The 15,281-nt window shown below is 67.6% G+C and carries 12 protein-coding genes; 5 read left to right on the top strand and 7 right to left on the bottom strand.

The window, feature by feature from the left end; genetic code table 11:
• Positions 1 to 5: 5 nt before the first annotated feature.
• The 5 genes from HZB86_12375 to HZB86_12355 are packed head-to-tail and all read right to left on the bottom strand — an operon-like array spanning position 6 to position 7,039.
• On the bottom strand, positions 6 to 2,648 hold the full coding sequence (locus tag HZB86_12375; protein MBI5906318.1) for a glutamate synthase: 2,643 nt from the start codon (positions 2,646 to 2,648) through the stop codon (positions 6 to 8).
• Positions 2,638 to 4,152 carry an alpha-hydroxy-acid oxidizing protein gene (locus HZB86_12370; GenBank protein MBI5906317.1) on the bottom strand — a complete coding sequence of 505 codons (1,515 nt, stop codon included), beginning with the start codon at positions 4,150 to 4,152 and terminating at the stop codon, positions 2,638 to 2,640. Before HZB86_12370 ends, HZB86_12375 begins: the two co-directional genes overlap by 11 nt.
• Positions 4,149 to 5,546, bottom strand: a complete 1,398-nt coding sequence (locus tag HZB86_12365; GenBank protein MBI5906316.1) for a hypothetical protein — start codon at positions 5,544 to 5,546, stop codon at positions 4,149 to 4,151. Before HZB86_12365 ends, HZB86_12370 begins: the two co-directional genes overlap by 4 nt.
• A gap of 2 nt (positions 5,547 to 5,548) precedes the next feature.
• A complete protein-coding gene (locus tag HZB86_12360; GenBank protein ID MBI5906315.1) occupies positions 5,549 to 6,460 on the bottom strand; it encodes a methylenetetrahydrofolate reductase in 912 nt (303 codons plus the stop codon).
• Between the two features lie 6 nt (positions 6,461 to 6,466).
• Positions 6,467 to 7,039 (bottom strand): hydrogenase iron-sulfur subunit, encoded by a 573-nt coding sequence (locus HZB86_12355; protein MBI5906314.1) that lies wholly within the window; start codon positions 7,037 to 7,039, stop codon positions 6,467 to 6,469.
• Positions 7,040 to 7,081: 42 nt separating this feature from the next.
• Here HZB86_12355 and HZB86_12350 point away from each other — a divergent pair, with 42 nt between their 5' ends.
• The 5 genes from HZB86_12350 to HZB86_12330 all read left to right on the top strand — a co-directional run bounded on the left by HZB86_12350 (position 7,082) and on the right by HZB86_12330 (position 12,247).
• Positions 7,082 to 8,296 (top strand): ATP-binding protein, encoded by a 1,215-nt coding sequence (locus HZB86_12350; protein ID MBI5906313.1) that lies wholly within the window; start codon positions 7,082 to 7,084, stop codon positions 8,294 to 8,296.
• Between the two features lie 77 nt (positions 8,297 to 8,373).
• Positions 8,374 to 8,679, top strand: a complete 306-nt coding sequence (locus HZB86_12345; GenBank protein ID MBI5906312.1) for a hypothetical protein — start codon at positions 8,374 to 8,376, stop codon at positions 8,677 to 8,679.
• Between the two features lie 119 nt (positions 8,680 to 8,798).
• Positions 8,799 to 10,031: a homoserine O-acetyltransferase gene (locus tag HZB86_12340; protein ID MBI5906311.1), complete on the top strand. Its 1,233-nt coding sequence runs from the start codon at positions 8,799 to 8,801 to the stop codon at positions 10,029 to 10,031.
• 30 nt (positions 10,032 to 10,061) lie between these two features.
• Positions 10,062 to 11,030 (top strand): OmpA family protein, encoded by a 969-nt coding sequence (locus tag HZB86_12335; protein ID MBI5906310.1) that lies wholly within the window; start codon positions 10,062 to 10,064, stop codon positions 11,028 to 11,030.
• Positions 11,031 to 11,056: 26 nt separating this feature from the next.
• Entirely contained in the window at positions 11,057 to 12,247 is a 1,191-nt protein-coding gene (locus HZB86_12330; GenBank protein ID MBI5906309.1) for an HD domain-containing protein, read from the top strand.
• On the opposite strand, the gene HZB86_12325 is transcribed toward HZB86_12330, so the two are convergent.
• Together HZB86_12325 and HZB86_12320 are read right to left on the bottom strand one after the other, a co-directional pair.
• The gene (locus tag HZB86_12325) at positions 12,229 to 13,416 is read right to left on the bottom strand and encodes a class II aldolase/adducin family protein (protein ID MBI5906308.1); all 1,188 of its coding nucleotides are present in this window, start codon (positions 13,414 to 13,416) and stop codon (positions 12,229 to 12,231) included. The genes HZB86_12330 and HZB86_12325 overlap by 19 nt on opposite strands.
• Positions 13,413 to 15,149, bottom strand: a complete 1,737-nt coding sequence (locus tag HZB86_12320; GenBank protein ID MBI5906307.1) for an aldehyde ferredoxin oxidoreductase family protein — start codon at positions 15,147 to 15,149, stop codon at positions 13,413 to 13,415. The genes HZB86_12325 and HZB86_12320 overlap by 4 nt, the downstream gene beginning before the upstream one ends.
• Positions 15,150 to 15,281 lie beyond the last annotated feature (132 nt).

Here is a 15,281-nt window from a genome sequence, read left to right as displayed (position 1 = left end):
TTGGGTCATCCGCCAAGTCCCTCCAGGTCCGCCTCGGCTTCGGCGTCGTTGCGGGGCACCACCTTGCGGTAGACCGCCTGCGGCGACTTCAGGATCCCGTCGACGGTCAGCAGGTCGCGGTCGATCCGGATGTCGAACAGCCGCTCGTTCTCTTCCAGGTACGGCAGGATAAGCCTCCAGTCGGCGGCGGACAGGGGCCGGTACACGCCGCCGTTGAGCTGCTCCTCGACCAGCGTGCGCCGGGGGTCGCGGATGTAGACCGCCCCGCCGGAGGCCAGGGAAAGCAGGTTGCCGCCGGGGTACGGGAGGTCCAGCGGGCGCAGCCGGCCGTTCGGGTCGTACTGCAGGCCGTTGACGACGGCGAAGCCGCCGCCGTTGTGGGGGTCGCCGGCCATGAACGACTCGGCCAGGTAGTCCAGGGCGGTGCCGTTGATCACCACCCGCGGCCCGCCGACGGCGTTGATCATCGGCCGGCCGGCCGCGTTCCCCATCACGTACGCCTCGCCGCCCTTGGCTCCGTAGAGGAAGGTCTGCCCCACATCCCCGTAGACGACCAGCTTCCCCTGCTTGCTGATCTGGCATAGCTGGTCCTGGGCGTTGCCGTGGACGTAGATCCCCAGGCCGTCCATCCCGGAGCCGAGATAGTCTCCCGGGTTGTCGTAGCAGTCGATCCGCAGTCCCGCGGTGCCGGGGCCCAGGCCTACGCCGTGGAACCGGGTTCCCCGCGTGTTGTAGTGGACCAGGCGACGCCATCCGAGACGGTAGGCCCGGATCGCCAACGCCGCGTCGCACTCCTCGCCTTCGGGCGGGAAACCGCGGGCGTCGATCAGAAGCGTCGTCTCGCCGGGACGCGGACCGCGCAGGCGGTCCCGGGTTTCCCGGGTGACGCGCACGTGGGTGCCCGCCCGCGCGTCGTCGCACAGGGGTTGCCGTTCGAAGATCCGTTCCAGTCCGCCGCGGAGGATGGTCAGCAGGGAGCTTCGTTTCTTCTCCCCGGTGAGATAGCGGCGGTCCATGCATTTCGTCAGGGCCTCGATGCCCAGGCCCGGCGCATCGGAGGCCGTCCGTCCGGCCCAGCGGTCGACGAACCGGCGGAAGGAGTCGAAGTCCATCGAGGGGAGCCGGCCGAGAAGGTGGGCGTAGAGCGCCTCGGAATCGCCGTCGCCCGCGCACCGCTCGATGGCCGCCGCGTCCTCGTCCGTGCACGACGTGGCAGCCGGAGGAACGGATAGGTCGCAGTGGACCTGGTCGGACACCGTGGAGACTTCCGTGCCGAACTTGTTCGTGACGCGCATGCGGTAGCGATCCCCCGCCGGGGAGACCGTCAGCAGGAAGGCCCCCCCGTCGGTGTGGCTTCCGCCGCGGGCGTTCCAGTACATGTCGGCGACCGGGGTGAACCGAGGGTCCTCGCCGGCCAGGCTGGCCAGGGTCGCGTCGATGGCCTGCTTCTCCGAGCAGATGAGCCCTATGGACTCCTCGCCTTCCTGCAGGGCGAACACCTGAGGCCGCAGCATGGCGGTGTCGGTGATCCCCATCAGCTGGAACTCCCCCGTGGCGGCCAGGGTGCGGGCGATGATGAAGAACCAGGGGCCGTCGGGCGAGGCGTGGATGTGCGCCGCCTGGATCTGCCGGTAGATCCGCTGCTTCTCCGACGGAAGGCGGTCGAAGTCCAGCTCCGTCGTCGGCGCCAGCGCCTCGATGATGTACTCCATCGGGTAGCGGTAGACCCGGTTCCAGAGATCGAACAGGAGGACGGACACCTCCGTGTCGGTGAGGAACTGCGGGAAGATGCCGCGCCCGGCCAGATACTCGCACACCGAGTGGTAATTGGCGAAGTCGCCGTTGTGCACCAGGGCCTCGTTCAGGCCGATGAACGGGTGCGCTCCGCCCGGGTGCCACACGCGGCCTTTCGTCGGGAACCGCTGGTGGGCGATCCAGACGTGGGCGTGCGTGTCGGGCATGCGGTAGTACTGCACGGCGGCCTCGGCGTAGCCCACGATCTTGAGGATGATGAGGTTCCGCGCGTGGGACATCACGAAGGCCCGCTTGTCGCCCAGCGAGGCGTAGAACCGGTTGTTCAGCGCGATCGAGTTCTGGAAGACGAACTCGTCCTCCACTTCCCGCTCGGTGAGATCCGCCGAATCCAGTTTCCTCTCCCCGGCGAACCGGGAGAGCACGTCGGGCTTGACCCGGACGAAGTAGCGGGCCACGTCCGGGGGCCGGACTTCCAGCAGCGGCACGTCGCGGAAATCGTCCACGGTGGGGATCAGGCCCCCGTGGTCGATGTCGAAGAAGGGGGCGACGAACGATTTTTCCACCTCGTCCCGGGCGGAGGGGTCCAGCAGGGCGACCTGGAGGATGTAGTTTTCATCCAGCACCCGGCGCGACACGCCCAGCTCTTCGGGCACGAGCCCGCAGGCGGCGATCCCGCCTCCCTTGCCGTTGCCGCGGTTGCGCATCTGCATGGAAGGTTCGTAGATGTGCTTCCCGCCCACGGGGATCGTGCAGGCGAACCCGGTGACGCCGCACCCTCCCTCCGCTTCCGGCGGCCGGGGTACCCAGGGTTGCGTCGGCCGCAGGTGCGCGCGGGATCGGAGCAGGGCCTGCACCCGCCGCATGTCGGCCCCGCCGTTCCCTTCACGCTTCATGTTCGTAATCCAGGTGGGTCAGCAGGTCGGTGCGCCCCCGCAGGGCGCTCACGGAATCGAGCCCCAGCCGGAACAGCAGGTCCACCAGCATCCGCTGCCACGCGGCGTACAGGTTCACCAGCCGCTGCGTGCACCACTCGATGTCCACCATTTCCAGCAGCTCGTCGTCGGTCGTCGCGATCCCCCGCGCGCATCCGCGTCCGCTCTCGCAGGCGGTGCAGCGGATGCATCCCAGGGCCACCAGTTCCGCCGTGCCGATCACGCATCCGTCGGCGCCCATGGCGATCGCCTTGGCGACGTCGGCGGGAGTCCGGATGCCGCCGCTGGCGATCACCGTGACCTGGTCGCGGATCCCCTCGGCCGCCAGGAATTCGTGCACCCGCCCGATCGCGTACTCGATCGGCATGGCGATGTTCTTCTTGGCGACGTTGGGAGCGGCGCCCGTGCCGCCGTAGCTCCCGTCCAGGTGCACGATGTGGCCCCCGGCGTAGTAGATCCCGACGGCCACCATGTCCACGTCGGCGGGGGTCGACACCTTGGCCGAAAGCAGCGCCCTGGGGTTTACGTGCGCGATCCAGTCGAGGTGCTTCCTGTGGTCTTCCACCGAATAGACGCTGTGGAACGGGAACGGGGAGAACAGGGAGACGCCCTGGACGGTTTCCCGCATGGCCGCGACGCTGGGGGTGTTCTTGTCGCCCAGCAGGTGTCCTCCCAGCCCCGGCTTGGCCCCCTGCGCGTACTTGAATTCCACGATCGGCGCCCGCTGGATCGTCTCCTCGCGGACACCGAACAGCCCGGTGGCCACCTGGGTGATCACGTGGTCCTTGTAGGGGATGAAGCGCTGGGGATACCCGCCTTCGCCCGTGCAGGTGAACCCGTGGAACGCTTTCGCCACCCGCGCCTTGCCCAGGAGGGCGCGGATGTTGGTCGAGCCGAAGGACATGCCGCCGCCGTACCAGGGGACGTCGATCGCGATCCTGGGCCGGGAATCGCCGCGGCGGTTGAGCTCCAGTTTCGTAGAGATGTCTTCCCGCCGAAGGCCTGGGGGAGGCGAGTCCGGGAAGCGGAAGCGCAGGCGGTCGAACCCCCCTCCGGAGGCCCCCACCTCGCTCTCCAGGTGGTTCCCGGGCGGGAGGCCGGTTTCGGCCATCGCCCAGGTGCTCAGGAGAAGGTCCGGCGTCCAGCGGCGGTCGCCCATCGTCTCCGAAACCGGGTTGGCGGACAGCTTCAACGCCCCGTGGGCGCAGGCGTCGATGCAGTACGATTCCGTTTCCCCGCAGCCCGGGCCGATGCACCGGTAATCGAACGGCCGCATGACGTGGAGATATCCTTCGGGACGGACGTGGACGCCGTGCCGGCAGGTCTCCACGCACCGGCCGCAGGCCGCGCAAAGGGACGAGCGGTGAATGGCGAACTTGCCGATCTCGTTGCGGTAGCGGGGCGGCGCCGGCCGGACCTCGCGGCTCACCTCAACGGATTCGGGCAGGGAAGAAACGGTGCTCATGCGTCCGCCTTCCTCTTACCGAACCACCGGCCGAAGGTGTCGCGCTCGAGGTCTTCGAAAAACATGCAGCGGCCGGTCTCGCCGCGCAGGCGGCGGACTTCGCGGATCCCCATCGCGCCCAGCATTTCGAGGAGCTGCGAGTGCCAGGCCGCCATCAGGTTCACGATGCGGCGGACGCCGAATTCGGCGTCGATCTCCTCCAGGGCGATCGGGCACGCCTGCCCGCGTTCGCACTCCCCGCAGAGCCGGCATTCCAGGGCCAGGATCAGGGGGACGTCGATCGCCACCAGGTCGGCTCCGCAGATGATCGCCTTGGCCACGTGCTCCGCGGCGGCGATCCCGCCCGAGGCGATCAGCGTGACCTCGTCCCGGATCCCCTGCCGGACCAGCGTGGTGTGCGCATCCCGCAACACGTCGCGCATGTGGCGGGGGTGGGCCGAACCGTTCTCCCTCCCGTGGCGGTCGAACGCCATGAAGATCGCATCCGCTCCATCCCGGGCCAACGTCGCAACGCGGCCGGCGGCGGCCGGATCCGCCGGAATGCGGATGGCCACGATCCTTCCCGGATGATCCGCTTTCAGCGCCGCCTGCGCTTCCAGCACGTCGGGGCCGTCCGGGATCATCACCAGCGTCGCCGCCCCCCCCGGTTGCGCCGTTTCCGGATGCGGAGCCGTAAGGAACGGGATCGCCCGGCCGCGTGCGGCGGCCTCGTTCTCCCGGTGGTCCGCCTCGTCGAGGACGGCCAGCGTGCCGATCTCCGCGGCGGCCGACGCGATCAGGGCCGTCACCGCCCCGCGGTTCCAGTGCCGGGGAATCCGGTCGAAGAGGACGGGCAGGGGCGTTTCCGCAAGCGGCGGAGGATCGACCTTCAGTCGCCCGTCATCGAAGGCAAGGTGAGGAAGCTTGCGGCCGATGTCCACGCCGGTGCTGATGTACTCCCGGCCGTGGATCCCGTCGCGCGTGGGACGCACGATCTCGGACATGTCGGTCCACATCGAATCGAAACCGGGGCCGCTGAAGGGGCCTCCGTAGCCCGCTCCCGACACCGGGATCTTCCCCGTCTCCGCCTGGTACCACGTGGACAGGATGAGGTCCGGGGTGTAGTAGCCGTCGCCCAGCCGGAGGAACTCGGGGTTGATCACGCGGGTCAGGATGTTCTTCGTGCAGTTCTGGACGCAGTTCAGGCATCCCTTGCACTGGTAGATGTAGTCCAGGTAGCCGGCCTCGTCGCGCAGGGTGTCGGCCTCGTCGCGGTACAAGCGGTACACGCAGTCCCGTTTCACGCAGTTGTGGCAACTCGAGCAGTCTTCCCGCCAATCGACGATCCCCAGCTTCCCGATGGGCCGGAAACGAGGCTTCGCCGTCTTATGGTGGATGGCGTACTTGGCCGGCATGATCAGCCGCTCGCCAACCCGGATTCATCGATGATCTGGAGAGCGGCCTCCTGGTCTCCGTTGGCGGAGATGCAGAATCCGCGAATCCCCTGGAGATTCGAGAGCCGGCGGACGGTTTCCAGCGCGATCTGGATGGCGGCGTCGCGCCAGGCGCCCGGATCGCTCAAGGAGGCCAGCCGGGCCGCCTGCGAATCGGGGATTCCCTGGTGCGGACGGGACCCCGCCTGCCCGAAGTGCGTGTCGGAGAGCGGATGGATGCCCGCCAGGATGGCCACCTGTTCGTGCAGGCCGAGCGAGGTGACCTCTTTCCACCACGCTTCGAATCGTTCCAGGTCGTAGACCGGCTGGGTGACCAGGAATTTCGCCCCGGCCCGCGTCTTCTTCGCAAGCCGCAGCAGCTGCATGCCGGGCGGATCGGCATCCGGGGACGCCACGGCGCCCAGGCAGAACGGCCCGGCCCCCGAAAGCCCGCGCTCGCCCAGAAGTCCCCCGTCGTTCTCCAGGTGTGCGTAGGCCTGCAGCAGCTGCACGGCGTCGATGTCGTAAACGTTCCGGGCGGCACGGAAGGTGCCGAGCGTCTGGTGGTTGCCGCTGGTGCACAGCAAGTTGCGGATCCCCAGTGCCTGCGCGCCCAGCGCCTCGGATACGAGGGCGATCCGGTTCCGATCCCGCGTGGTCACGTGAAGAATCGGCTCCAGTCCTTCGGCCAAAAACACGGAAGCCGCCGCCAGGGCCGACATCGCGACCCGGTCCCTGTTGTCGCTGACGCCCACGGCGTGGACCTTCCCGGCGTACCGGCGGGCAGCCGCCCGCAACGGCGCCGGATCTCCGCCCTGCGGAGGATGGACTTCCGCCAGGAGGATCGTTTTCCCGGATGCGATTCGTTCCTGAAGGCCGGTCGGCTGTCGGTTCATCGTTTTCTACCTTGCCGCGCGAAGTGGGTTTTCCCCCAGGGCACAGATGCGCTCGACCTTGCTTCGGACGAGCTGTTCCAGTTGCCGGGGCGGATCGGCCGGAGAGAAGTGCGCCAGCTGGGCTCGTTCCGCGGGAAGCCCGATTTCCTCCAGCAGACGCCGGACCGTGCGGATGCGGACCTCCGCCCGGAAATTCCCCTGCGACAGGCGGCAGTCGCCTATCGGGCACGCCACAACGAAAAGGCCGGAGGCGCCGCCCTCCATCGCGTGCAGCAGGTACTGCCCGTCCGTTTTGCCGCTGCAGGGGACTTCCCGCACGAGGATCCGGGAGCCGTCCCGATTCCATTGACGAGGCAAATTCATTCCCCGCGGAATGCAGTTGGTGCAGAGGAAGACGATCACGTCTGGGGAGAGGGCTTCCGGCATAGGGGCACAGGCCTGGTCCAGGACTCGCGGATCCCCTTTCGGATCGGTCTGCATTTCGTTAAAAGAAACCGGTCCCAAATAGAGATGAAACAAGGATTGATTATGCCGTTTCCTGATGGATAGTGAAGGATTATTTTGGCTGTAATTGTGCATTTGTGATGCATAATTACAAGCTATGAGATTCCAGGGGGCGTCATGACGTACATAGACCGATCCCTTGAGCCCGTCGTCCGCAAGGCGGCAAGGGACTTTCCCGCCGTCATCCTTACCGGCCCGAGGCGGTCGGGGAAAACGACGATCCTGCGGCACCTTTTCCGGGAGACCCACCGGTACGTCTCCCTGGAGCCCCCGGACGTTCGTGCCGCGGCCGCGGAAGATCCGCGGACGTTCCTCGAATGGAATCCGCCGCCGGTGATCCTGGACGAGGTCCGGTACGTTCCCGGCCTGATGCCGTACATCAAGGAACGGATCGACAAGTGCAGGGGCAAGACCGGTCAGTACCTGTTGACCGGCTACCGGAGCCCGCCCGTACCGGAACCCCCCCCGGGATCCCTCGCGGGCAGGGCCGCCGTGCTGAAGCTGTTGCCGCTTTCCTACCGGGAGATCGCGAAGACCCCGCACGCCAACTTTCCCTGGGAGCCCGGAGCCCGGTCGGAGAGCCACCAATTCATGTTCCGCGATCTGTGGGAGAGTTTCCTCAAGGGAGGCTATCCGGAAATCGCGGCGAATCCGAAGCGGGATATCGGCCGCTGGCACGCAGGCTACATCCAGAGTTACCTCGAACGGGATCTCCGTTCCTATCGTCAGATCGGGGACCTCGCGCAGTTCCACACATTTCTCCGGGCCCTGGCGGCGCGAAGCGCTCAACTGCTGAATGTCACCGACCTCGCCCGGGACCTGGGCCTCGCTGTCAACACGGTCAAGGCATGGATCTCCGTGCTCGAGGCCACCGGCCAGATCTTCATTCTCCGCCCGTTATACCGCGACGTGGAAAAGCGCCTTGTCAGGACGCCCAAGGTCTACTTCGCGGATGTGGGCACCTTGTGTTACCTGGCGGGATTGAAGGACGCGGAGCACGCCATGTCCGGCCCGATGGGCGGCGCCATCTTCGAGACGGCCGTCGTCGGCGAAGTCGTGAGGCGGCTGTCCGGGAGGGGAGAGCGGGCGCAACTCCATTTCTGGAGAACGTCCGCCGGCGTCGAGGTGGATCTGATCGTGGAAACCGAGGGCAAGCTGATCCCGATCGAGATCAGGATGTCGGCGACTCCCGATCGCGCCATGGCGAGAAACATCGTTTCATTCCGGAAAGACCTCTACGGGCAGACGGAGAAAGGTTTCGTGGTCCACCCGGGCGATGTGGCGATTTCGTTGGCGCCGGACGCCGTCGCCCTTCCGTTTGCCGAACTGTGATCTCGACTTCCCGAATCCCACCCTCCTGGAACGCGCATCTATACCTGAGGGTGATTCGAGGGAAAAGGAGTGCGGCGATGATACGGAACGCCTATCTGAGGAAAGTGGAGACCCGGCTCGAACATCTGGGAGAAGACATCGAATCCTTGAAGAGGAAGGCCGACGGGGCCACGGCGGACGTGCGGGACATCATCTCCCGGCAGGTCGCGGTGCTGCAGTCGAAAGCCGATGCGGCGAGGGAGAGGATCAAGGTCGTCCGGGCGGCGGGGGAGACGAGCTGGGGCCGGCTGAAGAAAGGGGCGGATGACGCCCTGGACGACCTCAAGCGGTCCGTCGACAGCACGTTCCAGCGATTCCGCAAGACCGGAACCGGCAGGCGCTGAGCCGTCCGGGCGGGCAGGGAACGTCCGAAGCGCGCCCCGCGCGCGGGGCGGAGGCCTGCGCGGTTCCCGGTGAACTCCCGGCGGATCCGTTCCGTGCGTTCTCTGGTATTATTACCCCAATGAAAACGCACCTGCCGCAAGGTTCGGTCGGTTTCGTGGAGACGAAACGGTACACCTTCGCCGAGCCGCCGCACGAGATGCCCCTCGACGGGGGGGGGAAGCTCGGCCCCATCACGATCGCCTACGAGACGTACGGAAAGCCCAATCGCGAAAAGAGCAACGCGATCCTGGTGCTGCACGCCTTCTCCGGGAGCGCCCACGCGGCGGGCTACCTTCCGGGGCAGGACCCCTCGAAGGACAAGCCGGGGTGGTGGGACTTCCTCATCGGGCCGGGGCGCGCGCTCGACACGGAGAAATATTTCGTCATCTGCTCGAACGTGATCGGCAGCTGCTACGGCAGCACGGGCCCCGGATCGGTCGATCCGAAGACCGGGAAGCCGTACGGCCTCTCGTTTCCGGTGGTGACCGTCGGCGACATGGTCCGCGCGCAGCGGTACCTGATCGACCACCTCGGGATCCAGAAGCTGCTCTCCGTGATCGGCGGCTCGATGGGGGGGATGCAGGCGCTCCAGTGGGCGGTGGACTACCCCGAGCGGGTGGCGTCCTCCATCCCGATCGCGACGACCGCGCGCCACTCGCCCCAGCAGATCGCGTTCAACCACGTGGGGCGGGCGGCGATCCTGGCGGATCCGAATTTCCACGGGGGCGACTACTACGCCTGGGGAACGGTCCCGGAGGGAGGCCTCTCCGTCGCCCGGATGGTGGGATTCATCACCTACCTGTCGGACAAGAAGATGCACGAGAAGTTCGGGAGGATGAAGCAGCTGGCGGCCAAGGGCGCCGCGAAGCGGCCGGGGGAGGGGACGATCGGGCACCACTCCGCCGTCGAGTTCCAGGTGGAGGGGTACCTGAAGCACCAGGGGGACATCTTCGTCTTCGACCGGAAGTTCGACGCCAACTCGTACCTGTCGATCACCAAGGCGATCGACATCTTCGACATCTCCGAGCCGTCCGGGTACCTGTCGAAGTCGTTCGCCGGGGTGAAGGCGAAGTTCCTGATCGTGTCGTTCGACACGGACTGGCTCTACCCGACGTACCAGTCCCAGGAGATCCGCAACGCGCTGATGCAGAACGGGCTGGCGGTGGCGTGCCTCGAGCTGTCCACGATCCACGGGCACGACGCCTTCCTCATCGAATACGAGAAGCCGCCGGAAGGGGGCAGGCCCGGCGTGAAGAGCAAGATGATCCGGGTGCTTCAGGATTTCCTCGGGAACGTCGCGGCGAAGCCGTAAGGAACCGAGAACGGACACGGGAGGAAACCCATGGTGAAGAAGGCGGTCCTTGCGGCGCTGGTCGCCGCGCTGGCGATCGGCATGTCCGCGTGCTCGGTCATGCAGGGCACCTACCAGAAGAAGGTCGACGAGGCCGACACGCTGGCGAAGCAGCTCTCCGCGCTCCAGAAGAGGCACGACGACCTTTCCGCGGAGAACTCCGCCCTGAAGACCCGCAACGAGCGGCTGATCTCCGACCTCGCCGGGATGACGCTCCAGCGCGACAAGCTGACGACCGACCTGGCGTACGTCACCGGGCAGCGGGACAAGCTCTCCGCCGACAAGGAGGAGCTCGAGAAGGTGCTGCAGGCGAAGTCCGACACCCTCTCCCAGAACATCTTCGAGCTGCGCCGCAAGGTGGCCGACCTCGAGACGGAGAACGGGAAGCTGAAGCGGGAGAACGCCGGCCTTCAGAAGGCGCTGGACGAGAAGACGAAACGGGTCGCCGACCTCGAGCGCGAGGCCGAGGGGCTGCGGGTGGCCAAGGAGGAGGAGGTCCGGAAGACCAGCTCCACCTACGAGAGCCTGATGGAGAAGATGAAGAAGGAGATCTCCGCGGGTCAGGTGACGATCTCGGAGCTCAAGGGAAAGCTCACGGTCAACATGGTGGACTCGATCCTGTTCGATTCCGGGAAGGCCGAGGTGAAGGAGGGCGGGCTCGCGATCCTGGACAAGGTCATATCGATCCTCAAGGAGGTGAAGGACAAGTCGATCCGGATCGAGGGGCACACCGACAACGTGCAGATCCTCGGGGCGCTGGCGAAGAAATACCCGACGAACTGGGAGCTGTCCGCCGCGCGGGCGATCAACGTGACCCGGTTCCTGCAGCAGCAGGGGATCGATCCGGCGCAGCTCTCCGCGGTCGGCTACGGGGAGTACAAGCCGGTCGGGGACAACGCCGCGCCGGAGGGGCGGGCGAAGAACCGGCGGATCGAGATCAACCTGGTCCCGAGGGAGTAGGTGCCCCGCGGCGAAGGGACGGTCCGATGATCCGGAAGGCGCTGCTCCTCAAGCTGTTCGACGCCGCGTACATGCAGCGGTGGAACGACAAGATCCGCCCGGTCGAGCTGATCGAGCTGGACAAGCAGGCCCACAAGATGATCGTCGCCCACTTCCTCGCCCGGGTGGAGGAGGAGGCGGGAACGCCGGTGCAGTGGCAGCGGATGGTCGAGGCGGGGATCTTCGAGCTGCTGCAGCGGATCGTCATCACCGACCTCAAACCCCAGATATTCTACAAGATCAAGGCCGACACCCGGAAATACAAGCAGTTGAACGACTGGGTGTACGGCGAGCTGCGCCAGGTCATCTCCCCGCTGGGGAAGGCGTTCTGCCGGAGGTACCAGGACCACTTCCTCGAGCCGGAGGACGGCATCGAGCGGCGGATCCTGAACGCCGCGCACTTCTACGCGACGCGCTGGGAATTCCAGATCGTCGCGCGCGCCAATCCCGGCGGGTACGAGATCGACGACATCCGGGGCGACCTCGAGGCGAAGATCGCGCGGTTCGGGGACCTGAAGGGGATGGCGCTGCTGGACGGGGAGCGCCGGTTCCGGAACTTCATCGACCTGTGCGGGCAGCTCCGGTTCCAGACCCGGTGGGCGCACCTTCACCGCATCCCGAAGACCTCGGTGCTCGGCCACTCCCTCTACGTCGGGATCCTCTCCTACCTCTTTTCGCTCGAGATCCGCGCGTGCCCGCGCCGGTGCGTGAACAACTTCCTCACCGGCCTGTTCCACGACCTTCCGGAGGTCCTCACGCGCGACATCATCTCCCCGGTGAAACGGTCGGTGGAGGGATTGAGCGACCTGATCAAGGGGTACGAGAAGGAGATGCTGGACAAGGAGGTGTACGGGCTGCTGCCGGAAGGGTGGCACGCCGACTTCGAGATGTTCGCGGAGCACGAGTTCGAGAACTTCGCGACCGTGGACGGGAAGGTCGTGACCGTGCCCGCGGCGGAGCTGCACGAACGGTACAACGACGACTCCAACAACCCCAAGGACGGCGAGCTCGTGAAGCGGGCCGACAACCTCGCGGCGTTCGTGGAGGCGTACGCGGGGATCCGCAACGGGAGCACCAGCCAGGACCTGCAGTACGCGAAGGTCAAGATCCGGGAACAGGAGCAGAAAACGCAGTACGCGGGGCTGAACTTCGGGGAGATCTACTCGGACTTCGACTGACCGGGGCCGCGGCGCGCGTCGAGGCGGCGGAAATACTCCTCCCGGCAACGGTTCTCCACCGCCACCATCGAGCGGAACGCCTCCTCGAACCCGTCGCGTCCCACGGCGAACACCCCGTGGCCGTAGACGATCGCCTTTCCGGGCGCCCCGATGACGGGCGGGACGCGGACGGCGAGCCCCCCGGCGCCGATCTCCCCCGCGACCACCGGCGTGTCCCCCAGCATCCGCACGCGGAGACAATCCTTCCAGCAATCCTTTACGGGGCAGCCGGCCTCGTCGCACAGCATGCTCATCGCGACGGCGAATTTCGGGTGGCCGTGGAGGACGGCGGTCGCACCGGTCGCCTCGTAGATCCTCCGGTGGGCGAGCAGCTCGCTCGACGCCGTGATCCCGGCCGTGGACCGGTTGTCCATCGGCACCGGGTCGACGCATCCGGACAGCTCGTCCAGGGAGGCGGCGGTCTGGGAGATGTAGATCGTGTCCCCGACGCGGTACGAGATGTTCCCGAAGAAGGAGTCGACCAGCCCCCGCTCCACCGTGTACCGCCCGACGTCCCGGATCTCCGCGAGGACCTCCTCGGGCGCCCCGAGCGGACCGGGACGGAAGGCGAGTCCCTCCGCGGACGGCGCGGGGAGGCGCTCCTCCCGGAACGCGCGGAACGCCTCCGCCTCGCCGGGGAGGCGGAACCCGTCCCGCAGCGCGTCGAGCAGGTATTTCACGTAGCAGGCGTGGAAGACGGAGGAGTAGTGGATGTACGCCTGCTCCAGCGTCACCGGGCCGGCGGCGACGATCCCGATCCCTTCCGCCACGACGCCTTTCCGCGCGGAAAGGAGCGACGCGATCCGCCCGGCCGGATCGGCCCGGAGCTCCTCCTTCCGCACGAACGGGATGTCGTGGAGGAAGGTGCGCGTCTCGGTGTCGAGCGGCACGAGGGCGGCGACGTCCGCCGCCGCGCGGCGGACCAGGTACTCGGGGAACGGGAGGGACGGGACGGCGGCGAGCATCCCGAGGCAGGACAGGCGCGACAGCACGTCGGACGAAAGGCGCGAAAGGTCGGACGCCCCCCCCTCGACCATCGCGTCGTCGTTCGCGGCGAAGCCGATCCGTCCGGGCGCGGCCGAGCGGTCCCGCGCCAGTTTCCCGGCGTACTTTTCGATCAGGTCCCTCACGGCTGCCCCGAAAGGAACGCGGGGTCCGGGAACGATCCGTCGTCCGCGAGCCCCCGGATCCGGTAATATTTCGTCAACTCCTCCTCGAAGCGGGCGCGGTCGATCGGCGGCACCTCGATCCCCTCTCCCGAGGATCCCGGCTCCGTGAAGAACCGCTCCGGCAGGCCGTCGTCGGCCCGCGCGAACCCGTTCTCCGCGTTGTAGAACCGTTCGGTGAGGCACACCCGCTCCCCGATCGCCTTCAGGTCCTGCGGAGTGTGATGCCCGCCGGTCGCTCCGGACAGCAGCTCGGCGTACTCCTCGAGCGACGCGCCGAAGAAGGCGAACTTGCACGCGACCAGCGAGTCGATCGCGGCGTTCACGTCCTCGGCGATCTTGATCATCCGCGCCTTCCCCGAGAACGAGAACCGGTCCGAGGCGACCGGTTTGCGGAGGATCTCGTGCGAGATCGGGTACGCGCGCAGGTGGCACCCTCCCCGGTTGCTGGTGCAGTACGCCAGCGCCATCCCGTACGCCCCCCGGGGGTCGTAGGCGGGAAGCTCCAGCGACTTGACGGTCATCGAGAGCCCGGGGCGCCCGAGCGCCTCCGCGACGCGCCGGGACCCTTCCGCGAGGAGCCCCCCCTCCCCGCGCCGCGCCGCGATGTCGCGCAGGAGCGGGACGACTTCGTCCGGAGACGGGAACCGCCCCCGCGCCTCCCCCCAGGCGGACAGGGTCGCCGCGGCGGAGATCGTGTCCATCCCCGTCGCATTGCAGACGTCGTTCGACCGGACGATGGCGTGGATGTCGGAGATGCCGTTCAGGGCGCCGAAGTGGGAGACCGTCTCGTACTCCGGCAGGTGGCGGCCGTCCGTTCCGCTCTTCTTGCACTGGATCGGGCACCCGAAGCAGCCGTCCTTCCTCGCGCCGTACGCCGCCCGGATCGCCGGGCCGGAGTACGCGGAGGATTCCTCGAAGACGGTCCGGCGGAAATTCTCCGTCGGCGCCATTCGCCGCTGCCGCATGAGGTCGACCAGCGCGGGGGTCCCGAACGCCGCGATCCCGAGCTCCCCGAAGATCACCGGGGAGGCGCGGAACAGGCGCATCGCGTCGGCGCGCGCCCGGTCGAGCCGGTCCCGGTCGGCCACGGGCGTCCGCCGGTCGCCGTCCACCGCCACCGCCTTCAGGTTCTTCGATCCCATCACCGCGCCCAGGCCGCCGCGTCCGACCGCGTTCCCCTCGCCCATCATGACGTTGGCGAAGAGCACCCCGTTCTCCCCGGCGGGGCCGATCGCCGCGACGCTGCCGCGGGAGGAGAGGGCGCGGACCGTGTCGCCGATCTCCATCCCCCACAGCGCGTCCGCGGGGACGATCTCCTCCCCGGCGGAGGTGATCGCGAGGGCGACGGGACGCGGGCTCCTCCCTTCGACGAGGACGGCGAGGAGCCCCGATGCGCGCAGGCGCCACGCGAAACGGCCGCCCGCCGAGCAGTCGTACACCGTGCCGGTGAGCGGGGAGCGGGACACCACGGATAGGCGCGCGGAGGTCGGCGCGGCCGTCCCGCACAGGGGGCCGGTGGCGAAGATCAGGGGCATCGCCGGGTCGTACGGCGGCAACGTGTGCCGCCCGCGAAGGAGGCGAACGCCGAGCCCCCTGCCGCCCAGGTACGCGTGGAGCAGCTCCGGCGGTATCTCCTCCCGCCGCGTCCGCCCGGAGGTCAGGTCGACGACGAGGATGTTTTCGCGTGGGAGCATCAAGCTATTGTAGCAAGGAGCGACCAGCTCACGTCGCCGGGGCCTGCCACCGATCGTACCGCAGCAGGAGCAGCAGCCCCGGGATCGCGGCGAGGGCGCTGACGATGAAGTACGTCTCCCACCCGTACGCCT

The sequence above is a fragment of the Deltaproteobacteria bacterium genome, from assembly GCA_016234845.1.
Taxonomy (GTDB): Bacteria; Desulfobacterota; Deferrimicrobia; order Deferrimicrobiales; family Deferrimicrobiaceae; genus JACRNP01.
This window is presented reverse-complemented; position numbering and strand designations above follow the sequence as displayed.